Below are 24548 nucleotides of genomic sequence, written 5' to 3'. Positions count from 1 at the left end.
CGAAAGACTGGGGAAGATGGACTTTCTGACGCAGGTCGGTGTCGGTACTGATGATTCGATCGCCATTGTCGGGCTGTCCTGCCGGTTGCCCGGCGCGCCCGGGGTGAACGAGTTCTGGCGGTTGCTGCGCGAGGGCGGGGACGCGATCTCCGAGGTACCCGCGGACCGCTGGGACGTGGACGCGGCGGGCCGGGTTCCCGTCGAGCGGGGCGGTTTCCTCGACCGGGTCGACGAATTCGACCCGGCGTTCTTCGGTATTTCGCCGCGGGAAGCCGCGGCGATGGACCCCCAGCAGCGGCTCATGCTCGAACTGAGCTGGGAGGCGCTCGAGGACGCCGGGATCGTGCCCACCGGTCTGGCCGGCACGAAGACGGGCGTGTTCGTCGGCGCGACCGCGAGCGACTACGCCGCGCTGGGGAATCTGCGCGGCACGGAGGCCATCGGGCCGCACACCCTGACCGGCCTCAACCGCGGGATCCTCGCCAACCGGATCTCGTTCACGCTCGGCGTGAACGGCCCGAGCCTGACCGTCGACACCGCCCAGTCCTCCTCGCTCGTCGCCGTGCACCTGGCCTGCGAGAGCCTGCGGCACGGCGAGTCCACTGTGGCCATCGCCGGGGGGGTGAACCTGAACCTGGCGCCGGAGAGCACGATCGGGGCCGCGAAGTTCGGCGCGCTGTCACCGGACGGCAGGTGCTTCACCTTCGACGCCAGGGCGAACGGTTACGTCCGTGGCGAGGGCGGCGCCGTCGTCGTGCTGAAGCCGTTGTCCGCCGCGATCGCCGACGGCGACGAGATCCACTGCGTCATCCGGGGGAGCGCGGTCAACAACGACGGTGCCACGCCCGGGCTCACCGTGCCGGACGCCGCCGCCCAGGAGGAGGCCGTCCGGCTCGCCTGCGAGCGCGCCGGGGTGCGTCCGGAGGAGGTCCAGTACGTCGAGCTGCACGGGACTGGTACCCGGCTCGGCGACCCGATCGAGGCCTCGGCGCTCGGCGCGGCGCTGGGACGGCACCGCCCGGCGGACTCGCCGCTGCTCGTCGGCTCGGCGAAGACGAACGTCGGTCACTTGGAGGCGGGCGCGGGCATCACCGGGCTGGTGAAGACCGCGCTGAGCATCCGGCACCGGGAACTGCCCGCCAGCTTGAACTTCGAGACGCCGAACCCCGAGATCCCGCTGGATCGGCTCAATTTGTCCGTCCAGAAATCGTTGTCCGGCTGGCCCCGGCCCGACGAGTCGCTGGTGGCGGGGGTTTCGTCGTTCGGCATGGGCGGCACGAACTGCCACGTGGTGCTGTCCGACGTCTCACTGCCCGCGCGCCCCGACGAGCCGAAAACCGGGCTGGACATCGTGCCCTGGCTGGTTTCCGGAGTGGGGGACCAGGCGCTCAGGGCGCAGGCCGCTCGGTTGCGGGAGCACGTCGAGGCGCTCGATCCGGCGGACGTGGGCCTGTCCTTGGCCGCCACCCGGGCGGCACACAGCCATCGGGCGGTCGTGCTCGGCGCGGAACTGTCCGAATTGGACAGTGGCTTGGCGGCGGTCGTCGACGGAACGCCCGCCGCGCAGGTGGTACGCGGCAGGGTCGTCGCGGATGGCCGGCTGGGTTTCCTGTTCGCGGGTCAGGGTTCTCAGCGGGTGGGGATGGGCCGTGAGTTGTCGGCTCGGTTCCCGGTGTTCGCTGAGGCTTTCGATGAGGTGTGTGCGCGTTTCGGGTCGTTGCGGGAGCTGGTTTTCACTGACGATCGGTTGCATCGGACGGAGTTCACTCAGCCGGGGTTGTTCGCGTTCGAGGTCGCGCTGTATCGGTTGTTGGAGTCGTGGGGTGTTGTCGCGGATGTGCTGGTGGGGCATTCGATCGGTGAACTCGCTGCCGCGTATGTGGCCGGTGTGTGGTCGCTCGATGATGCGTGCCGGGTGGTGGCCGCTCGCGGAAGGTTGATGCAGGCGTTGCCTTCGGGTGGCGCGATGATGGCGGTGCAGGCCTCGGAAGCGGAAGTTGTTCCGCTGCTGACCGAGGGGGCCGGTATCGCGGCGGTCAATGGACCTTCGTCGGTGGTGGTCTCCGGCGAGGAGAGCGCGGTCCTCGCGGTCGGCGCGGAGTTCGCTGATCGTGGCCGCAAGGTGAAGCGGTTGCGGGTGAGTCATGCGTTTCATTCGGCGTTGATGGAGCCGATGCTGGCGGAATTCCTTGGTGTGCTGGAAGAAGTGGAGTTCCGCGCACCGTCGAAGGTGATCGTGTCGAACCTGTCGGGCGCGGTGGCGGGGGAGGAGCTGTGCTCGCCGGAGTATTGGGTGCGGCATGTGCGTGAGCCGGTCCGATTCGCGGATGGCGTGGCCGCGGCCGAGGCGCGCGGGGTCACCACATTCCTGGAGGTCGGGCCGGACGGCACGCTGAGTTCGATGGCACGCGAACGCCTCGCTGGCACCGACGTCGCGATCCACCCCGCCCAGCGCGCGGACCGGCCGGAAGTACGGGCACTGGTCACGGCCGTCGCCGGGCTGTACGTCCGCGGCGCCACCGTCGAGTGGGCGAAGCTGTTCGACGGCAGTGGCGCCCGGCGGGTGGCCTTGCCGACCTACGGATTCCAGCGGCAGCGGTACTGGCTCGACGATGCGGTCACGGCCGCGCCCCGGCTCGCCGAGGACGGCTCACCGTTGCGGCAGCGGCTTTCGGGACTGTCCGAAGTGGAACAGGACCGGTTGCTGCTCGACCAGGTGCACACCCACGTCGCCGCGGTACTCGGCCACGCCGCGACGGACACCGTGGACACCGCGCTGACGTTCAAGGACCTCGGTTTCGACTCGCTGACCGCGGTCGAACTCCGTGACGCGCTGGCCGAGACGACCGGGCTTTCCCTGCCCGCCGCGTTGCTGTTCAACCATCCGACACCGGCCGCGCTCGTCCGCCACTTGCGGGCCGAGCTCACCGAAGCCCCGCGCGAAACCGGCACGGTGGTGCGCGGCTCCGCGGACGAGCCGATCGCGATCGTGGGGATGGGCTGCCGGTTCCCCGGCGGCGTGACCACCCCGGACGAGCTGTGGCGGCTCGTGCTCGACGGCCGGGACGCGATCGGTGGTTTCCCCGCCGACCGCGGCTGGGACCTCGAAGGCCTGTACGACCCGGATCCGGAGCGCAGCGGCAAAACCTACACGCGCGAAGGCGGTTTCCTTTACGACGCGGGCGATTTCGACCCTGTCTTCTTCGGGATCAGCCCGCGCGAAGCCACCGCGATGGACCCGCAGCAGCGGCTGCTGCTGGAAACCTCCTGGGAGGCACTGGAACGGGCGGGTATCGACCCGCGAGCCCTGCGCGGCAGCGACACGGGAGTCTTCGTCGGCGCGATGGCCCAGGACTACGGTCCCCGGCTGCACGAAGGGCTCGAAGGGTTCGAGGGCTACTCGTTGACGGGCAGCACGGTCAGCGTCGCCTCGGGCCGGATTTCTTACACACTCGGGTTTTCCGGCCCTGCGGTGACCGTCGACACGGCGTGCTCCTCTTCGCTGGTCGCTCTGCACCTCGCGGCGAAGGCGCTGCGTGACGGCGAATGTTCGCTCGCGGTCACCGGCGGCGTGGCGGTGCTCGCGACGCCCGGCATGTTCGTCGAGTTCAGCAGGCAGCGCGGGCTGGCCGCGGACGGGCGCTGCAAGGCGTTCGCCGCCGCCGCGGACGGCACCGCCTGGGCAGAGGGCGCCGGCATGGTCGTGCTGGAACGGCTGTCGGACGCGCGGCGGAACGGCCATCCGGTGCTGGCGGTGATCCGCGGTTCCGCGGTCAACCAGGACGGCACGAGCAACGGGCTGACCGCGCCCAACGGACCCGCGCAGGAACAGGTGATCCGGCAGGCGCTCGCCCGCTCGGGGGTCACCGCCGCCGAGGTCGACGTCGTCGAAGCGCACGGCACGGGAACCGCGCTCGGTGACCCGATCGAGGCACAGGCGCTGCTGGCCACCTACGGCCAGGACCGCGAAACGCCGCTGTGGCTCGGTTCGCTGAAGTCCAACATCGGCCACGCGCAGGCGGCCGCCGGGGTCGGCGGCGTGATCAAGATGGTGATGGCGCTGCGGGCGGGCACCCTGCCGAAGACCCTGCACGTGGACGAGCCGTCGCCGCACGTGGACTGGTCGGCGGGAGCGGTGTCGTTGCTCACCGAGAACCGCGACTGGGCCGACGCCGGCCGGAGCCGCCGCGCCGCCGTTTCCTCGTTCGGCATCAGCGGTACCAACGCCCACCTCATACTCGAAGCCGCTCCGGAGCCCCCGGCACCGCAGCCGCGGACGGACGGCCTGCTGGCGTGGCCGGTCTCCGCGCGGACCGGCCAGGCTCTTCGTGATCAGGCCGCGCGACTGCTCGGCGTGACCGGCGCGCATCCGGCGGACGTCGCGGTGTCGCTGGCGGCCCGGCCGGCGTTCGACACGCGCGCGGTGATCGTCGGCGACCGCGACGAGCTCGAAGCGGGATTGCGCGCGCTCGCCGCCGGTGAACCCGACGGCCTGGTGGTCGAAGGCGTCGCGAGCCGTCACGACAAGCCGGTGTTCGTCTTTCCCGGCCAGGGCTCGCAATGGTGCGGCATGGCCGTCGAGTTGATGGAGACCTCGACGGTGTTCGCGGACAAGCTGCGGGACTGCGAGGCGGCGTTCGAGCCGTATGTGGACTGGCGGCTCACCGAGGTGCTCCACAGCGCCGAGGCACTCGAACGGGTCGATGTCGTGCAGCCCGCGCTGTTCGCGGTCATGGTGTCGCTCGCCGAGCTGTGGCGTTCGCTCGGGATCCGCCCGGCCGCCGTGGTCGGCCATTCCCAGGGCGAGATCGCGGCCGCGCACGTGGCGGGCGCGCTGAGCCTGGCGGACGCGGCCAAGATCGTGACCTTGCGCAGCCAGGCGCTGTCCGCGCTGGCGGGCAAGGGCGGCATGGTCTCGGTTCCGCTCCCGGTCGACGAGGTACGTGCCCGGATCGAAGGCAAGGGGGACCGGGTCGGCGTCGCGACGATCAACGGCCCGGCTTCGACCGTGGTCGCGGGCGAACCGGAAGCGCTGGCCGAAGTGCTCGCCGAATGCACGCGCGACGGCGTTCAGGCCAAGGCGATCCCGGTGGATTACGCCTCCCACTCGCCGCAGGTCGACATCATCCACGACACCCTGATGGCCGCGCTGGCGGGAACCACGGCGCGGCCCGGCGAAATCCCCTTCTACTCCACCGTCACCGGCGCCCGGATCGACACCACGGAGCTGGACACCGGGTACTGGTTCCGCAACCTGCGGCACACCGTGCGCTTCGAGCAGGCCGTCCGCGCGCTGCTGGACGACGGCCACGACGCGTTCATCGAGACCAGCCCGCACCCGGTGCTCACCGTCGGGGTGCAGGAGACGATCGGCGACCACGGCGCGCCGGCCGTCGTCCTAGGCTCGCTGCGTCGCGAAGACGGTGGCAGGCGGCGGTTGCTGACCTCGATGGCCGAAGCGCACGTCGCCGGTCTCGCGGTGGACTGGACCGCGGTGCAGTCCGGCAACCGCGTCGAGCTGCCCACCTACGCCTTCCAGCACGAGCGGTACTGGCTCGAAGCACCCGCCTCGGCGTCCGCCGACGGCGAGCTGTGGGACGCGGTCGACAGCGAGGACCTCGACGCGCTGGCCGCCGTGGTCGAGCACGCGGACCGGGACGAGCTCGCGGCCGCGCTGCCCGTGCTGTCGGCCTGGCGCCGTCGCGCTCGCGGCCGGTCCACGACCGACGCTTGGCGCTACACGGTGACCTGGAAGCCGGTCACCGAGCCCGCGACCGCGGCGCTGCCCGGCACCTGGCTGGTCGTGACACCGTCCGCGCACACCGCTTCACCGCTCGACGAAGCCGACGTCGTGATCGTCGAACCCGGCGAGGGACGGGAGCGGCTCGCTCAGCGGCTCGCCGGACGCGAAGTGACCGGCGTGCTCTCCTTGCTCGAAGACCCGGCCGACACCGTGGCACTGGTGCAGGCGCTCGGCGACACCGGCATCGCCGCGCCGCTCTGGTGCGTCACCCGGAGTGCGGTGTCCACCGGCCCCGGGGAGACGCTGGACAACCCGGCACAGGCCCAGCTGTGGGGCCTCGGGCAGGTCGTCGCCCAGGAACATCCGGAACGCTGGGGCGGTCTGATCGATCTGCCGGTGGACGCCGACGACCGGATGTGGCGACGGGTGGGTTCGGTGCTGGCCTGGCGCCGCGAAGACCAGGTCGCGGTGCGCGATTCCGGAGTGTTCGCCAGGCGGCTCGCGCATGCGACGACACCGGCCGCGGCGAAGGCCTGGGTCCCGCGCGGCACGGTGCTCGTCACCGGCGGCACCGGCGCGCTGGGCGCGCACGTCGCGCGGTGGCTGGCCGCCTCCGGCGCCGAACACCTCGTGCTGGCGGGCAGGCGCGGGCCGGACGCGCCCGGCGCGGAGGAGCTGCGCGACGAACTGAGCGCGCTCGGCGTGCGGGTGACCTTGGCCGCCTGCGACGCGGCGGACCGGGACGCGCTCGCCGCATTGCTCGACACGGTCACCCCGAACGCGGTCGTCCACACCGCGGGCGTGCTGGACGACGGCATCATCGAGACCCTGACCCCGGAACAGCTCGCCGGGGTCGCCAGGCCGAAAGTCACCGCCGCCGAGAATCTGCACGAGCTGACCGCGCACCTCGACCTCGACGCGTTCGTGTTGTTCTCGTCCGTCATCGGGGTGCTGGGCAACGGCGGTCAGGCCGCGTACGCCGCCGCCAACGCCTACCTCGACGCCCTCGCCCGGCACCGCCGCGACCTCGGCCTGCCCGCGCTGTCCGTGGCGTGGGGTATCTGGGCGGGCGGCGGCATGGTGGACGGTTCCGTCGAAGACCGGATGGGTGGCCGCGGCCTCCCCGGCATGGCGCCGGAACGCGCGATCGCCGGTCTGCGGGACGCGCTGAGCCGTGGCGACGACTGCGTGGTCATCGCCGACGTGCGCTGGGACCGGTTCGCTCCCGCGTTCACCGCGGCCAGGGCGAGCTCGCTGATCGGCGACCTGCCGGAGGTGGCCGACCAGTCGAGCGGGCAGCAAGCGGCGCTGCCGGAGCGACTGGCCGGGCTCGGCGAGGCCGAGCAGCTCCGCGTTCTGGTCGACCTGGTCCGCGCGCACGCGGCGTCGACCCTGCGGCACCAGGACGCCGGATCCGTCGACACCACCCGCGCGTTCCGGGAGATCGGCTTCGACTCCCTGACCGTGGTCGAGATGCGCAACCGGCTCGCCGCCGCCACCGGGCTGCGCCTGCCGTCGACCGTCCTGTTCGACCACCCGACGGTGACCGCGCTGGCCGGGTATATCCGCGACGAGCTCGTGGGCACCGAGCAGGCGGCCGCGCCGGTCGTCGTCAGCCGGGGCCCGGCCGACGAGCCGATCGCGATCATCGGGATGGGTTGCCGGTTCCCCGGCGGCGTGACCAACCCCGACGAGCTCTGGGAACTGCTGGTCGCCGAACGCGACGTCGTCGGCGCCCTGCCGGACGACCGCGGCTGGGACGTGGCCGGCTTGTACGACCCGGATCCCGACGCGCAGGGCAAGTCCTATGTCCGCGAAGGCGGTTTCCTCTACGACGCGGCCGATTTCGACGCCGAGTTCTTCGGGATCTCGCCGCGCGAGGCATTGACGATCGACCCGCAGCAGCGGCTGCTGCTGGAGACGTCCTGGGAGACGATCGAGCGGTCCGGGATCGACCCGGTTTCGTTGCGCGGCAGCCGGACCGGGGTCTTCGCCGGGATGGTGTACCAGGATTACGGCTCCCGTTTGCACGAGGCGCCGGAGGGCCTGGAGGGCTTCCTCGTCACCGGCAAATCGTCGAGCGTCGTCTCCGGCCGGGTCGCCTACAGCCTCGGCCTGGAAGGGCCCGCGGTCACGGTCGACACCGCCTGTTCGTCCTCACTGGTCACCCTCCACCTGGCCGCTCAGGCGCTGCGGCAGGGCGACTGCTCGCTGGCACTGGCCGGTGGCACGACGGTGATGGCGGCGCCCGGCATGTTCATCGAGTTCAGCAGGCAGCGCGGGCTCGCCCCCGACGGCCGGTGCAAACCCTTCGCCGCCGCGGCCGACGGAACGGCGTGGGGCGAGGGCGCGGGCATGGTGTTGCTGGAGCGGCTGTCCGACGCGCGCCGCAACGGGCATCCGGTGCTGGCGGTGCTGCGCGGGTCGGCGATCAATCAGGACGGCGCGTCCAACGGGCTGACCGCGCCGAGCGGGCCGTCCCAGCAGCGGGTGATCAAGGACGCGCTGGCGAACGCCAGTCTGTCCACAGTGGACGTCGACGTCGTGGAGGCACACGGAACCGGCACCACACTGGGCGATCCGATCGAGGCGCAGGCGCTGCTGGCCACCTATGGTCAGGGCCGCGACGAGCCGTTGTGGCTCGGCTCGTTGAAGTCGAACATCGCCCATCCGCAGGCGGCCGCCGGCGTCGCCGGGGTCATCAAGATGGTGCTGGCACTGCGCCACGGCATCCTGCCGAAGACTTTGCACGTCGACGAGCCTTCGTCGCATGTGGACTGGTCGGCGGGGAAGGTGTCGCTGCTGACCGAGTCGCGCCCGTGGCCGGAAACCGGCCGGGTCCGCCGTGCGGGGGTGTCGGCCTTCGGGGTCAGCGGCACCAACGCGCACGCCATCCTCGAGCAAGCGCCCGACGAAGAGGCCGAACCGCCGTCCGGTGAGGCGATGGTCCCGTGGCTGCTCTCCGCCAAGACCGAGGCCGCGCTCCAGGAGCAGGCGGCCCGGCTCGACGCGGCGGTGCGAAACGAGCGAGTGCTGGACGTCGGCTGGTCGCTCGTCACCGGCAGGCCGGATTTCGAGTACCGGGCCGCCGTTGTGGCGGGGGACCGGGAGGGATTCCACGCCGGGGTGCGCGCCATCGCCGACGGTGTGGGTGCGCTGGGTGTGGTGCGCGGTGTCGCGGCCGACCCGGGCAAGGTCGTGTTCGTCTTCCCTGGTCAGGGTTCGCAGTGGGCCGGTATGGGCCTGGAGTTGTACGAATCTTCTCCGGTTTTCGCGGCGCGGTTGGATGAGTGTGCGCAAGCGCTTTCGTCCTTTGTGGACTGGTCGCTGCTGGATGTGCTCGGTGACGAAGCCGCGTTGGCGAGGGTCGATGTCGTGCAGCCGGTGCTGTGGGCGGTGATGGTGTCCCTGGCGGCGGTGTGGGAGTCCTACGGTGTTCGCCCCGATGTGGTGGTGGGTCATTCGCAGGGTGAGATCGCGGCCGCGTGTGTGAGTGGCGCCTTGTCTTTGGCCGACGGTGCGCGGGTGGTCGCGTTGCGGAGTAAGGCGATCACGGCGTTGGCGGGCAAGGGTGGCATGGTTTCCGTCGCGCTGCCGGTCGAGGAGGTGCGCGCCCGGCTCGGTGAGTCGCTGTCGATCGCCGCGGTGAACGGTGCCGAGGCGACGGTGGTGTCGGGTGACGTCGCCGCGCTGGACGAGTTCATGGCGGTTTGTGGCCAGGACGGGGTTCGCGCGAAACGGATCCCGGTGGACTACGCGTCGCATTCGGTTCAGGTGGAACAGATCCGTGCCGAGTTGCTGGACGTCCTCGAGGCGGTGCGCCCGATGTCCGGCCGGGTTCCGTTGTTCTCGACGGTGTCGGGCGAGCTGACCGACGGTTCGGGTCTGGACGCCGCGTATTGGTACCGGAATCTACGGCAGACCGTGGAATTCGAGTACGCGCTCCGGTCGTTGTCGGAGCTGGGTTTCGGTGTGTTCGTGGAAGCGAGCGCGCATCCGGTGCTGACCATGGCCATTCAGCAGACCGCCGGAGACGCGGTGGCGCTCGGCACTCTTCGCCGGAACGAAGGCGGTCTGGACCGCGTACGGCTGTCACTGGCCGAAGCGCATGTTCAGGGCGTCGAGGTCGACTGGGCGGGCACGTTCGACGGTGGCCGCCGGGTCGATCTGCCCACGTATCCGTTCCAGCGCGAGCGGTTCTGGCTGGAGACCTCGTCCGCCACCCCGTCGGCCGTGCCGCGCGTACGCAAGCCCGAGGCGGCGCCTCCGTCCGTCGCCCGGCTGACCGGGGCCTCGGACGCCGAACGGGATCGCCGCCTGCTGCACCTGGTGCGCACTGAGGTCGCCGCGATCCTCGGGCACGCCGGGCCGGACGCGGTCCGGTCCACCCGTGCGTTCGCCGAGGCGGGTTTCGATTCCTTGATGGCCTTGGAACTGCGTAACCGGCTCGGTGCCGCCACCGGTCTCAAACTGCCCACGTCGGCGGTCTTCGATCACTCCAACCCCGTGGCGATGGCGGAGTTCCTCGCCGCCGAGCTGGCCGGCGGCGCGGCGGACACGAGCGCCGCCGTCGCCGGCGCCACCGACGAGCCGATCGCGCTGGTCGCGATGAGCTGCCGGTACCCGGGCGGCGTGCGGTCCCCGGAAGACCTGTGGGAACTGGTGCTCGAAGGCCGCGACGCCATCTCGGAGTTCCCCGTCGACCGAGGCTGGGACGTGGCCGGGCTGTACGACCCCGACCCGGACCGCGCGGGCCGGTCCTACGTCCGGCACGGCGGCTTCCTGCACGACGCGGCCGAATTCGACCCCGAGTTCTTCGGCATCTCGCCCCGCGAAGCCCTCGCCATGGATCCCCAGCAGCGGCTCCTCATGGAGACCGCGTGGGAGGTGCTGGAACGCGCGGGGATCGACCCGGGAACGGTGCGGGGCAGCCGATCCGGGGTGTTCGTGGGCACCGTCGGCCAGGACTACGGGCCGCGGATGCACGAGGCGGCCGACGGCGTCGAGGGCTACCTGATGACCGGCAACCTGTCGGCCGTCGCCTCCGGCCGGATCGCCTACACCTTCGGCCTGGAGGGTCCCGCGGTCACGATCGACACCGCTTGCTCGTCGTCCTTGGTGGCGCTGCACTTCGCCGCCCAGTCGCTGCGGCAGGGCGAATGCTCGCTGGCGCTGGCGGGCGGGGCGGCGGTGATGGCGACGCCGGGGGTGTTCGTCGAGTTCAGCAGGCAGCGCGGCCTGGCGCCGGACGGGCGCAGCAAGTCGTTCGGGGCGGGCGGCGACGGCACGAGCTGGGCCGAGGGCGTCGGCATGGTGTTGCTGGAGCGGCTGTCCGACGCGCGCCGCAACGGGCATCCGGTGCTGGCGGTGCTGCGCGGGTCGGCGATCAACCAGGACGGCGCGTCCAACGGGCTGACCGCGCCGAACGGCGGGGCCCAGCAGCGGGTGATCCGCCAGGCGCTGGCTGCCGCGGGGCTGTCCGCGAACGACGTCGACGCGGTCGAGGCACACGGCACCGGCACCCGGCTGGGCGATCCGATCGAGGCCGAGGCGATCATCGCCACCTACGGCCAGGACCGGGATCGCCCGCTGTGGCTGGGCTCGCTCAAATCCAATATCGGGCACACGCAGTCCGCGTCCGGTATCGGCGGCGTGATCAAGATGGTGCAGGCGATGCGGAACGGTGTCCTGCCGAGGACCCTGCACGCGGACGAGCCGACGCCGGAGGTGGACTGGTCCCGCGGTGACGTCCGGCTGCTGACCGACGCTGAGGACTGGCCGGAGACGGGAAGGCCGCGCCGGGCGGGCATCTCCTCCTTCGGGGTGAGCGGGACGAACGCGCACGCGATCATCGAGGCGGTCGAAACCGTCGAGCCGATTCCTTCGCCGCACGCCGGTGCGCTGCCGCTGCTGGTGTCCGGCGCGGACGAGAAAGCGTTGCGGGACCAGGCAGACCGGTTCCGTGCCCACCTCGACGCGGAGCCCAGCCTGGCCGACGTGGCGTTTTCGGCGGCCACCACGAGGGCGTCGCTGGAGTACCGGGCGGTCGTCGTCGCGGATTCGGTGGACCTGGTGCGCGAAGCACTGCAGTCGATCGGGCGCGCGGAGCAGCACCCGGCCGTGGTGCTCGGCACCGAGACCGGCGCCGAGCACCGGATCGGGTTCCTGTTCGCCGGCCAGGGATCCCAGCGTGTCGGCATGGGACGTGAGCTCTGCGAACGATTCCCGGTTTTCGCCGCCGCCTTCGACGAGGTGTGCGAGCACTTCGAAGGGTTGCGGGAGCTGATCTTCACCGACGACCGGCTGCACCGGACCGAGTTCACCCAGCCGGGATTGTTCGCCTTCGAGGTCGCCCTCTACCGGCTGCTGGAGTCCTGGGGTGTCACGGCCGACGTGGTCGCCGGGCACTCGATCGGCGAGCTGGCCGCGGCGTACGTCGCCGGGGTGTGGTCGCTGGCGGACGCCTGCCTGGTGGTGGGCGCGCGCGGCAGGCTGATGCAGGCGCTGCCCGAAGGCGGCGCGATGGTCGCCGTGCAGGCGTCGGAGGACGAGGTCACGCCGCTGCTGACCGGCGGCGTCGACATCGCCGCGGTGAACGGCCCCGATTCGGTGGTCGTCTCCGGCGAGGAGGAACCGGTGCTCGCGGTCGCCGCGGCGCTCGAAGCCTTGGGGCGCAAGACCAAACGCCTCCGGGTGAGCCACGCGTTCCACTCCGGGCTGATGGAACCGATGCTCGACGACTTCCGCGAAGTGCTCGAACAAGTCGAGTTCCACGCGCCGGACAAGGTGCTCGTGTCGAACCTGACCGGCCGGGTGGCGGGGGGCGAGCTGTGCACCGCCGAGTACTGGATCCGCCACGTCCGTGAGGCCGTCCGGTTCGGTGACGGGATCGCCGCGGCGGAAGCGGACGGCGTCACGGTGTTCGTCGAGATCGGCCCCGGCGGCGTGCTGGGCGGTCTCGCGACTGAGGCGGACGTGATCACCGTGTCGCGTGACGGCCGTCCCGAGGTCGAGACGTTGCTGGCCGCGCTGGGCAGGCTCCATGTGCGCGGCGTGCCCGTCGCGTGGAGCCGGTTCTTCGACGGCACCGGCGCCAACCGCGTCGACCTGCCCACGTATCCCTTCCAGCGCAAGCACTATTGGCTCACGGCCGGGCCGACTGCCAGGGCGACCGCGGACGACTGGACCCATCGCGTGGTCTGGAAGCCGCTGGCCGAACCGGTGGACCGCGACCTGACCGGGACGTGGCTGCTGGTCGTGCCGGAGGGCCACACCGGCGACCCGGCCGTAGCGGGCATGCGGCGCGCGCTCGGCGGCGCCCGGCTCACCGAGGTGGTGCTCACCGCTGCCGACACCGAACGTGAAGCGGTCGCGGCCAAGATCGCGGCGACCGGGATCGACGGCGTGGTCTCGCTGCTCGCGCTGGCGGGGGAGACCCTGCCCGGCCACCGGGCGCTGTCCACCGGGCTCGCCCTCACCACCGCGCTGGTCCAGGCGCTGAGCGGGACCGAGATCCCGCTGTGGTGTGTCACGAACGGCGCGACGGCGGCCGGCTCGCAGACGCCGCTGCACCCGGGGCAAGCGACGGTCTGGGGCCTCGGCAGCGTGCTCGCGCTCGAACACCCGGAACTCTGGGGAGGCCTGATCGACCTGCCGGAGCAGCCGGACGAGCGCACGTGGGACCGGGTGTGTGCCGTTCTCGCCGACGGTGAAGAGGACCAGGTCGCGATCCGGTCGTCAGTGCTGGCCAAACGACTCGTCCCCACCGCGGCCGCCAGGGACGAGAGCTGGCGGCCGCGGGGCACGGTCCTGGTCACCGGCGGCACGGGTGCGCTCGGCGCGCACGTCGCGAGGTCGTTGGCCGCCCAAGGTGCCGAGCACCTCGTACTGACCAGCAGGCAAGGGCCGGACGCGCCGGGCGCGGCCGAGCTGGCGGCCGAGCTGGGCGGTCTCGGCGTCCAGGTGACCGTCGCAGCCTGCGACGTCACCGATCATGAGTCGCTGGCCGCGCTCATCGGGCGGCTGCCGGAGCTCGACGCGGTGGTGCACACGGCGGGCGTGCTGGACGACGGCGTCATCGACTCGCTGTCGCCGGCCCGGCTCGACGAGGTGCTCGCGCCCAAGATCGCCGCGACGATCGAACTGCACGAGCTGACCCGCGGGTTCGACCTGTCCGCGTTCGTGTTGTTCTCCTCGGCCGCGGGCACGCTGGGCAACGCCGGGCAGGGCAACTACGCCGCCGCGAACGCCTTCCTGGACGCTTTCGCCCAATACCGGCGTGGGCTCGGACTTCCGGCGACCACCGTGGCGTGGGGCGCTTGGGCCGGGGCGGGCATGGCGGCCGACGCCACCGCGGCCGAGCGGCTGCGGCGCGACGGCGTGTCCCCGATGGACCCGGACCGGGCACTCGACGCGCTGTGGCGCGCCGCCGGGCAGGACGACCCATTCGCCGTCGTCGCCGACATCGACTGGGCGCGGTTCGCCGACGGACTGCCCCGCCCGAACCGGCTGCTGCTGGACCTGCCGAATGTACGGGCGGTGCACGGCGAGCCGGAGTCCTTGCTGGACCGGCTCACCGCGGCCGGACCCGCGGAACGGCACGCCATGCTGGTGCGCTTCGTGACCGCGAGCGCGGCCACCGTACTCGGCCACTCGCCGGACTCGGTGCGTGCCGAGCGGGCGTTCAAGGACCTCGGTTTCGACTCGCTCACCGCTGTCGAACTGCGCAACCGGCTGTCCACCGCGACCGGGCTGCGGCTGCCGGCCACGCTCGTCTTCGACCATCCGACGGCGGAGGCACTCGCGGACTACCTGCGGGTCACGTTGCTGCCGGACGAGGACGGCGGGCGGCCCGATCCGTTCACCGAGCTGGACCGGCTGGAGGCCGCGATGGCCGCGGCGGGCGACGAGGTCCGCGCGGATGTGGCCACCCGGCTCAATGGCCTGCTGGCCAGGTGGTCGGGGGCGCCGGTGGCCGCGAGCGACGTGTGGGACGCCGACCGGGACGAACTGCTCGATCTCATCGACAACGAACTCGGAGTGTCGGACTGATGGATGACCCGAAACTGCTCGACTACCTCCGGCGGGTCACCGCCGAACTTCAGTCGGTGAAGGAACGCCTGCGCGCGGCCGAGGCCGCCGACCACGAGCCGATCGCGATCATCGGGATGAGCTGCCGGTTCCCCGGCGGTGTGCGCTCCCCGGAAGACCTGTGGCGGTTGCTCGCCGACGGGGTGGACGCCGTCGCCGAGTTCCCGGCGGACCGCGGCTGGGACACCGGCTCGCTCCATCATCCCGATCCGGACCGCCGGGGCACCTCTTACGTCCGGGAGGGCGGTTTCCTCGACGACGTGGCGGGTTTCGACGCCGCGTTCTTCGAGATCTCGCCCCGCGAGGCGCTCGCCATGGACCCGCAGCAACGCCTGCTGCTGACGGCCGCCTGGGAGGCGGTCGAGCGGGCCGGGATCGCCCCGAAGTCGTTGCGCGGCAGCCGGACCGGTGTCTTCGCGGGTACCAACGGCCAGGACTACCCGGCGTTGCTGGACGGGGCCGCGCAAGACGTCGAGGGATACGCCGGCACCGGCAACGCGGCGAGCGTGTTCTCCGGCCGCGTCGCGTACAGCCTCGGGCTGGAGGGACCGGCGCTCAGCGTCGACACCGCGTGCTCGTCGTCGCTCGTCGCACTGCATCTCGCGTGCCAGTCGCTCAGACAGCGGGAATGTTCGCTCGCCCTCGCGGGTGGCGCGACGGTGATGGCCACCCCCGGCACGTTCGTCGAGTTCAGCCGCCAGCGCGGGCTGGCGGAAGACGGTCGCTGTAAGGCTTTCGCGGACGCCGCCGACGGCACCGGCTGGGGCGAGGGCGTGGGCGTGTTGCTGTTGGAGCGGTTGTCGGACGCGCGTCGTAATGGGCATCCGGTGTTGGCGGTGGTGCGTGGTTCTGCAGTGAATCAGGATGGTGCGTCGAATGGTTTGACGGCGCCGAATGGTCCTTCTCAGCGTCGGGTGATTGTTGCGGCGTTGGCGAATGCCGGGCTTTCCGCTGCGGAGGTCGACGCGGTGGAGGCGCATGGCACGGGTACGACGTTGGGTGATCCGATCGAGGCGCAGGCGTTGCTGGCGACGTATGGGCAGGGTCGTGAGCGGCCGTTGTGGTTGGGGTCGGTGAAGTCGAATCTCGGTCACACCCAGGCCGCGGCCGGTGTCGTGGGTGTGATGAAGATGGTGCTGGCGATGCGGAATGGCTTGCTGCCGAAGACTTTGCATGTGGATGAGCCGTCGTCGCATGTGGACTGGTCCGCGGGGAAGGTGTCGCTGCTGAGTGAGGCTCGGCCTTGGCCTGCGGTGGATCGTCCGCGTCGGGCCGGTGTGTCGTCGTTCGGGGTGAGCGGTACCAACGCGCATGTGATCCTCGAAGGGGTTTCGCCGGAAGAGCCGGAACCGTCCCTTGTGGACTCGGCTGTACCGCTGGTGCTGTCGGCGAAGAACGAAGCAGCGCTGCGCGAGGCGGCTCGGCAGCTGGTCCCGGCACTCGATGCCGGTATCGCGGACGTCGGCTTCTCGCTCGTCTCGACCCGCTCGGAGTGGGACCACCGCGCGGTGGTGACCGACCCGGACGGGCTCAGGGCGCTGGCATCGGGGCAGGAGGAGCCCGGCGTGGTGCGCGGTGTCGCGGGCGCGCGGGGCAAGGTCGCCTTTGTCTTTCCTGGTCAGGGTTCGCAGTGGGCTGGGATGGGCCTGGAGCTGTATGGGTCTTCTCCGGTTTTCGCTGCGCGTTTGGATGAGTGTGCGGAGGCGCTTTCGTCCTTTGTGGACTGGTCGCTGCTGGATGTGCTCGGTGACGAAGCGGCATTGGCGCGGGTTGATGTGGTTCAGCCGGTGTTGTGGGCGGTGATGGTGTCGTTGGCGGCGGTGTGGGAGTCGTACGGTGTTCGACCTGATGTGGTGGTGGGTCATTCGCAGGGTGAGATCGCGGCTGCGTGTGTGAGTGGTGCTCTGTCGTTGGTCGACGGTGCGCGGGTGGTTGCGTTGCGGAGTAAGGCGATCACCGCACTGGCTGGTAAGGGCGGGATGGTTTCGGTTGCGCTGCCGGTGGGCGAGGTGCGTTTGGTCGAGGGTTTGTCGGTTGCCGCGGTGAATGGTTCGGCGGTGACGGTGGTGTCGGGTGATCCCGCGGCGCTGGACGAGCTGATGGCGGCGTGTGAGCGGGATGGGGTTCGGGCGAAGCGGATTCCGGTGGATTATGCGTCGCATTCGGTTCAGGTGGAGCAGATCCGAGCGGAGTTGCTGGACGTTCTCGCTGGGGTCAAGCCGACGTCCGGCAGGATTCCGTTGTTCTCCACCGTCAGTGGCGAGCTGGTCGACGGTTCGGGTCTGGATGCCGAGTACTGGTACCGGAATCTGCGGCAGACGGTGGAGTTCGGGAACGCGATCAGGTCGTTGTCGGAGCAGGGTTTCGGTGTGTTCGTCGAGACGAGCGCCCATCCGGTCTTGACCATGGCCATCCAGCAGACCGCCGAAGACGCCGTGGCTGTCGGCACTCTCCGTCGTGACGAGGGCGGTCTGGATCGCTTGTTGCTGTCGCTGGGCGAGTCTTACGTCCACGGAGTCGGCGTCGATTGGACACCGGCCTTCACCGGTGCGCACCGCGTCGACCTTCCCACGTATCCGTTCCAGTACGAGCGGTTCTGGCCGACCGGTTCCGGCGGCGATGTGGACGGTCTCGACGTGATCGCCGAACTGCCCGACGGTGGCGTCGTCCTGGCCTGCCAGCTGGGAGTTCAGCCCTGGTACACCGAGCACGTACTCGGCGGGTCGGTCGTGCTGCCGGGCACGGCGTTCCTCGAGCTGGCGGTGCGAGCCGGCGACACCGCGGGATGCGGCCGGGTCGACGAGCTCACCCTGGAGACACCGCTGGTGCTGCCCGAGCACGGCGCGGTCGAGGTCCAGGTCGTGGTCGGCCCGGAAAGCGAGACCAGGCGGATCGAGGTCCGCTCCCGGAGGCCGGAACTCGCCGAGTGGACCCGGCACGCCACCGGTGTGCTCGGCCGAGGCGGAGCGGAACGCCCGGCGGCCGAGCCTTGGCCACCGCCGGGAGCGGACCGGCTGCCGGTCGACGGCGCGCCCGCCGGTGTACGCGCGTTGTGGCGACGCGATGACGAGGTGTTCGCGGAGGTGGCACTGGCGGGCGAGGAGCGGGCGGCTGCCGAGCGGTTCGGGCTGCACCCCGCGCTGCTCGACGCGGGACTCGCGGCGATGGCCGTGGTCAACGGCCACGAAGGCCGCCGCCCCTTCGAATGGAACGGTTTCACCCTGCACGCCACGGGCGCGGCCACGCTGCGCCTGCGGCTGAGCCCGGCGGGGGTGGACAAACTGGCCATCCTCGCCACCGACGTCACCGGTGCTCCGGTCGCCACGGTCGACTCGCTGGTGTCCCGGCCGGTCTCGGCGGGCGTGCTCGACCGGCAGGAATCGCTGTTCGTCCTCGAATGGACCGAGATCACCGACCTGGGCTCGACGGAGGACGTCCCGGCGGAGATCACCATCGCCTCCTGTGACCAGCCACCCGGCGACCTGGGCGCGGTGACCCACCAGGTCGCCCGGCAGGCCTTGCGGTTGCTGCAGGACTGGCTCTCCGCGGACCGGCGGGGGACGCTCGCCGTCGTCACCCGCGGCGCGGTACTCGACACGCCGGCCCCCGCGGCCGCGGCGGTGTGGGGCCTGGTCCGCTCCGCCCAGCGGGAGCACCCCGGGCGGTTCGTGCTCGTCGACACGGACGGCCACGAGGACTCGCTCCGGATGCTGCCCACCGCGGCGGCGCTGGGCGAGCCCGAGCTCGCGCTGCGGGCCGGTGCAGTGTACCGGCCCCGGCTCACCAGCGCCGGACAAACCACCGAGACGGCTCCGATCACCGGCACCGTGCTGGTGACCGGATCCGCCGAAGGCCTCGGCGGGCTCGTCGCCCGGCACCTGGTCGCCGAGCACGGGGTGCGGCGCCTGGTGTTCACCAGCCGCCGGGGCGAGGACGCCGACGGCGTGACCGCGCTGCGGCAGGAGCTCACCGGCTTGGGCGCGGAGGTGACGGTCGCCGCCTGCGACGTCGCGGACCGCTCCGCACTGGCGGCGTTGCTCGAACGGACCGGACCGCTGAGCGCCGTGGTGCACACGGCGGCCGTCCTCGAGGACGGCATGCTCACCTCGCTCACCGCCGACGGGCTCGACCGGGTGCTGCGCGCCAAGGTCGACGCCGTGCTCAACTTCCACGAGCTGGCAGGCGATCTCGACGCCTTCATCGTGTTCTCCTCGGCCGCGGGCACCTTCGGCGGGCCGGGGATGGGCAGCTACGCGGCGGCCAACGCCTTCCTCGACGCGTTCATGCGGCACCGCCGCGCCGCCGGACTGCCCGGCCAGTCGCTGGCGTGGGGGCTCTGGGCACGGACCGGCGGAATGGCGGGCAGGCTCGGCGCGGCCGACCTCGCCCGGATGGGCCGGGACGGCGTCGCGGCGATGTCCGAGACCGAGGGGCTCGCGCTCTTCGACGCGGCTCGCCGGTCGGAGGCGGACGTGGTGCTGCCGATCCGGCTTGACACCACGGTAATGCGCGAACGGGCGCACGAACTTCCCTTGCTGCTGCGTGGATCGGCGCCGCGGCGGACGCGGCGTGCGGAGGCGGCCGGAGAGGATGACCCCGGGTTCGCCCGGGGGCTGGCCGGGCTGACCGGGCCGGAGCAGGAAAGCCTGCTGCTCGATCTGGTCCGGCGGCACGCCTCGGCGGTGCTCGGGCACGCGAACCCGCGCGCGATCGCCGCGGAACAGGCGTTCAAGGAGCTGGGTTTCGACTCGCTCACCGGGGTCGACCTGCGCAACCGGCTCGCCGCCGCGACCGGTGTCCGGCTGACGGCGACGCTGGTCTTCGACCATCCGACACCGCGGGCGCTGGCGAGCAGGCTCCGCGCGGAACTGGTCGCCGACGAGCCCGCCCCGCTGACCGAGCTGCTCGACCAGCTCGAGAACGCGCTCGCGGCCGTCGAGCTGAGCGCCGCCGAGCGAGAGGACGTCGCCGCCCGGCTGCGTGGCGCCGCGTCGGCCTGTGCCGGTTCCTCCCCGGGGGCGGAACGGATCGAAGCGGCCACTGACGACGAGTTGTTCGATCTCATCGACCGGAAGTTGGGCGCGCTGTGACGGCGAACGAAGGCAGGCTGCGGGACTACCTCAAGCGGGTCACGACCGAGCTGGATGACGCGCACGACCGGATCCGGGCCCACGAGCGCCGGGACAAGGAGCCGATCGCGATCATCGGGATGAGCTGCCGGTTCCCCGGCGGTGTCCGGTCTCCCGAGGACCTGTGGGAGCTGCTGGCGCGGGAACATGACGCGGTGTCCGGCTTCCCGGACAACCGGGGCTGGGACCTGGCGTCGCTGTACGATCCGGACCCGGACAAGCCCGGCAAGTGCTACGTCCAGGACGGCGGTTTCCTGTACGACGCCGACCGGTTCGACCCCGGATTCTTCGGGATCAGCCCGCGCGAGGCGCTCGCCATGGACCCGCAGCACCGGTTGCTGCTGGAAACCGCCTGGGAGGCGTTCGAGCGCGCCGGCCTCGCCGTCGCCGCACTGCGCGGCAGCCGGACCGGCGTCTACGTCGGCGGCAACGGCACCGACTATTCCGAGGTCCTGCAGGAGACACCGGACGGTGTCGCCGGGTATCTCGGCATCGGCAGCGCCGCCTCGGTCGCGTCCGGCAGGCTCGCGTACACCTTCGGGCTGGAGGGCCCGGCCCTCACGATCGACACCGCGTGCTCGGCTTCACTGGTCGCACTGCACCTCGCGTGCCAGGGGCTGCGACACGGGGACTGCACCATGGCACTGGCGGCCGGGGTGACGGTCATGTCGACACCGGGGTTCCTCGTCGAGTTCAGCCGCCAGCGCGGACTCGCCGAAGACGCGCGCTGCAAGGCGTTCGCGGAGGCAGCCGACGGCACCGGTCTGGCCGAAGGTGCCGGAGTGCTGGTGCTGGAACGCTTGTCGGACGCGCGTCGTAACGGGCATCCGGTGTTGGCGGTGGTGCGTGGTTCGGCGGTGAATCAGGATGGTGCGTCGAATGGTTTGACCGCGCCGAATGGTCCTTCTCAGCGTCGAGTGATCGTTTCCGCGTTGGCGAATGCGGGTCTTTCCGCGGCGGAAGTGGACGCGGTGGAGGCGCACGGCACGGGCACCACCTTGGGTGATCCGATCGAGGCGCAAGCGTTGCTGGCGACGTACGGCCAGGGTCGTGAACGGCCGTTGTGGCTGGGCTCGGTCAAGTCGAATCTCGGTCATACCCAAGCAGCTGCCGGGGTCGCCGGTGTGATCAAGATGGTCCAGGCCATGCGGAACGGCGTGCTGCCGAAGACCTTGCATGTGGATGAGCCTTCGTCGCATGTGGACTGGTCCGCGGGGAAGGTGTCGCTGCTGACCGAAGCGCGGCCGTGGCCGGAGGTGGATCGCCCGCGCCGTGCCGGTGTGTCGTCGTTCGGGGTGAGCGGTACCAACGCCCATGTAATCCTGGAGCAGGTTCCCGCCGAGGAACCAGAACCGTCTACTGTGGACTCGGTCGTGCCCTGGGCGTTCTCGGCCAAGAGTGAAACCGCGCTCCGGGAGACTGCGCGTCAGCTCGTCCCCGTGCTCGACGCGGGTCTGGCGGACGTCGGCCTTTCCCTGGCCACCACTCGCTCGGCGTGGGAGTACCGCGCGGCGGTGGTGGCGCCCGACCGTGAGCGTCTCACCGCCCTCGCTGACGGTCAGGACGTCCCTGGTCTGGTTCAGGGAGTGGCGGGTGATCCGGGCAAGGTCGTGTTCGTGTTCCCGGGTCAGGGTTCGCAGTGGGCCGGTATGGGGCTGGAGTTGTATCAATCTTCTCCGAGTTTCGCCGCCCGGCTGGACGAGTGCGCGGAGGCACTGTCGTCCTTTGTGGACTGGTCGCTCCTGGATGTGCTCGGCGACGAGGCCGCGTTGGCGCGGGTCGACGTGGTGCAGCCGGTGTTGTGGGCGGTGATGGTGTCGTTGGCGGCCGTATGGGAGTCCTACGGTGTTCGCCCGGACGCCGTTGTCGGTCATTCACAGGGCGAGATCGCAGCCGCGTGTGTGAGTGGCGCTCTGTCTTTGGTCGACGGTGCGCGGGTGGTTGCGTTGCGGAGTAAGGCGATCACGGCGTTGGCGGGTAAGGGTGGAATGGTCTCGGTCGCGTTGCCGGTGGATGAGGTGCGTTTGGCCGAGGGGCTATCGATCGCCGCGGTGAATGGTTCCGGGGCGACGGTGGTGTCGGGTGACCTCTCGGCACTGGACGAACTGATGGCCAGTTGTGAACGAGACGGGGTTCGGGCGAAGCGGATTCCGGTGGATTATGCGTCGCATTCGGTTCAGGTGGAGCAGATCCGAGCGGAGTTGCTGGACGTTCTCAGCGGGGTTCGTCCGGTGGCGGGCAGGGTTCCGTTGTTCTCCACGGTGACCGGCGAGTTGGTCGATGGCTCGGGCTTGGACGCCGAGTACTGGTACCGGAATCTGCGGCAGACGGTGGAGTTCGAGAACGCGATCAAGTCATTGTCAGAGCAGGGTTTCGGTGCTTTCGTGGAGACGAGCGCGCATCCGGTGCTGACCATGGCCATCCAGCAGACAGCGGACGAAGCCGTGGCCGTCGGCACTCTCCGTCGTGACGAGGGCGGTCTGGACCGGGTGCTGTTGTCACTCGGCGAGGCGTACGTCCAGGGCGTCGAGGTCGACTGGACCCGAGCCTTCACCGGTGCGCACCGCGTCGACCTTCCCGCGTATCCGTTCCAGCGCGAGCGGTTCTGGCTCCAGCGAACGGCGGGCAGCATGACCGCGGACCCGCTGGACGACATCCGGTACCGGGTGACGTGGAAGACCATCGATGCTCTTCCCGAGCCGTCGCTGACCGGGCGCTGGCTGGTCGCCGTTCCCGCCGGTATCGACTGCGACCTCGCGGACCCTGTCGTCCGAAGTCTCGAAGCCCACGGCGCGGAGACCCTGGTCCTGCCCGTCAGCGCCGGCCGGGACGCCCTCGCGGACCGGCTCCGCGGGCTCGGCGCGCTCAGCGGAGTGGTGAGCCTGCTGGCCCTCGACGAACGGCCGGACACCGGCACCCCGGCGCTGGCCGACGGCCTGGCCAGGACCATCCAGCTCATCCAGGCACTCGGCGACGCCGAGCACGAGGCTCCGCTGTGGATCGTCACCCGCGGCGCCGTGACCACCGGGCCGCGGGACAAGCTGACCAACCCCGTACAGGCCCAGGCATGGGGCGTCGGGCGCGTCGCCGGGCTGGAGCACGCGAGCCGCTGGGGCGGCCTGATCGACCTGCCCGCCGAGTTCGACGAGCCTGCCGCCGGCCGTCTTTGCGCGGTGCTGGCGGGCGCGGGCACCGAGGATCAGCTGGCGATCAGGCAGGCGGGTGTCCTCGTCCGCCGCTTGGCCAGGGCCGCGCGGCGAGGCAAACCGGCTCGGACCTGGCGGCCGCGTGACACCGTCCTGCTGACCGGCGGGACCGGCGTGCTGGGCACGCATATCGTGCGGTGGCTCGCGGGCAACGGCGCGGCCCGCATCGTGCTGCCGTCCCGGCGCGGACCGGCCGCGCCGGGTATGTCCGAGCTGACGGCGGAGCTGGCCGAGCAGGGCGTCGAGCTGATACCGGCCGAGTGCGACGTGGCCGACCGAGCGGCGCTGGAGGACCTCGTGTCGCGAGTGCGGCGCAGCGGTCCGCCGATCCGCGCCGTCATCCACGCCGCCGCCCAGATCGGCCTCGGTTCCCTCGCCGAGACGACCTTGGCCGACTTCGCCGACGTCGTCGGCGCGAAGGCCGACGGCGCCGCGCACCTCGACGAGATCTTCAGTGACGACGACCTCGACGCGTTCGTGCTGTTCTCCTCCATCGCCGGGGTGTGGGGGAGCGGCGACCACGGTGCCTACGCAGCGGCCAATGCCTTCCTCGACGCGCTCGCGGCGCGTCGCCGGGCGGAGGGGCGGACCGCGACCTCGATCGCCTGGGGCGTCTGGGCCGCGGCGAACCCCTGGGACACCGACCGGGCCATCGAGGGTATCGACAACGATCAGCTGCGCCGCCGCGGCTTGCCGCTGATGGATCCCGAGCTCGCCTTCACCGCGCTTCAACACGTTCTCGACCACGACGAGACCACCCTGACCGTCGCCCACGTGGACTGGGCGAAGTTCGTCCCGGTCTTCACCTCGACCAGGGCGCGACCGCTGCTCGACGACCTGCCCGACGTTCAGGCTGACACCGTTCCCGAAGTGGCCGAGTCCGATCTCGTGCGGAGGGTGGCCGAGGCGGCCGACGGCGAACGTGTCGTCCTCGACCTCGTCCGCGCGCAGGTGACGGTCGTGCTCGGGCACGCCGCACCCGGCGCCGTGGTGCCCGGCCGTCCGTTCAAGGAGATGGGGTTCGACTCGCTGACCGCGGTCGAACTGCGCAACAAGCTGACCGCGGCGACCGGGGTCCGGTTGCCGGCCACGATGGTCTACGACCACCCGAGCCCGGCGGCGCTGGCCCGGTATGTCCACGCCCAGCTCGTCCCGTGCGCCACACCCGTGCTCGACGAACTCGACCGGATCGAGGCGGCGCTGTTCGGCGCCGAGACCGGGGACGAGGCGGGCGCCAAGATCGTCGAGCGGCTCCGGTCGATGGTGTGGAAGTGGAACGACCTCGCCGGTGCGGCGGACCCGGCGGCCGACGAAGGCCTCGACATCGCCACCGACGACGAGATATTCGACCTGATCGACGCCGAATTCGGCAGTGCCTGA

The 24548-nt window shown here is 71.2% G+C and carries 3 protein-coding genes; all 3 read left to right on the top strand.

The window, feature by feature from the left end:
• Window positions 1-16 precede the first annotated feature (16 nt).
• From ACIRGA_RS22295 to ACIRGA_RS22285, 3 genes are read left to right on the top strand one after another with little or no spacing between them, the layout of a single operon-like run.
• Window positions 17-14794 (top strand): type I polyketide synthase, encoded by a 14778-nt coding sequence (locus ACIRGA_RS22295; protein ID WP_400943943.1) that lies wholly within the window; start codon window positions 17-19, stop codon window positions 14792-14794.
• Window positions 14791-19923, top strand: a complete 5133-nt coding sequence (locus ACIRGA_RS22290) for an SDR family NAD(P)-dependent oxidoreductase (protein ID WP_400944023.1) — start codon at window positions 14791-14793, stop codon at window positions 19921-19923. The genes ACIRGA_RS22295 and ACIRGA_RS22290 overlap by 4 nt, the downstream gene beginning before the upstream one ends.
• Window positions 19920-24548 (top strand): type I polyketide synthase, encoded by a 4629-nt coding sequence (locus tag ACIRGA_RS22285; RefSeq protein ID WP_400943940.1) that lies wholly within the window; start codon window positions 19920-19922, stop codon window positions 24546-24548. The genes ACIRGA_RS22290 and ACIRGA_RS22285 overlap by 4 nt, the downstream gene beginning before the upstream one ends.

This window comes from Amycolatopsis sp. NPDC102389 (assembly GCF_044765885.1).
GTDB lineage: Bacteria > Actinomycetota > Actinomycetes > Mycobacteriales > Pseudonocardiaceae > Amycolatopsis.
The sequence above is the reverse complement of the archived record's forward strand: the minus strand, read 5'-3'. Positions and strand labels throughout refer to the sequence as shown.

Bases quoted from the DNA above. Each gene is read 5' to 3' on its own strand.
- ACIRGA_RS22295 (WP_400943943.1), top strand. From the start codon at position 17: ATGGACTTTCTGACGCAGGTCGGTGTCGGTACTGATGATTCGATCGCC.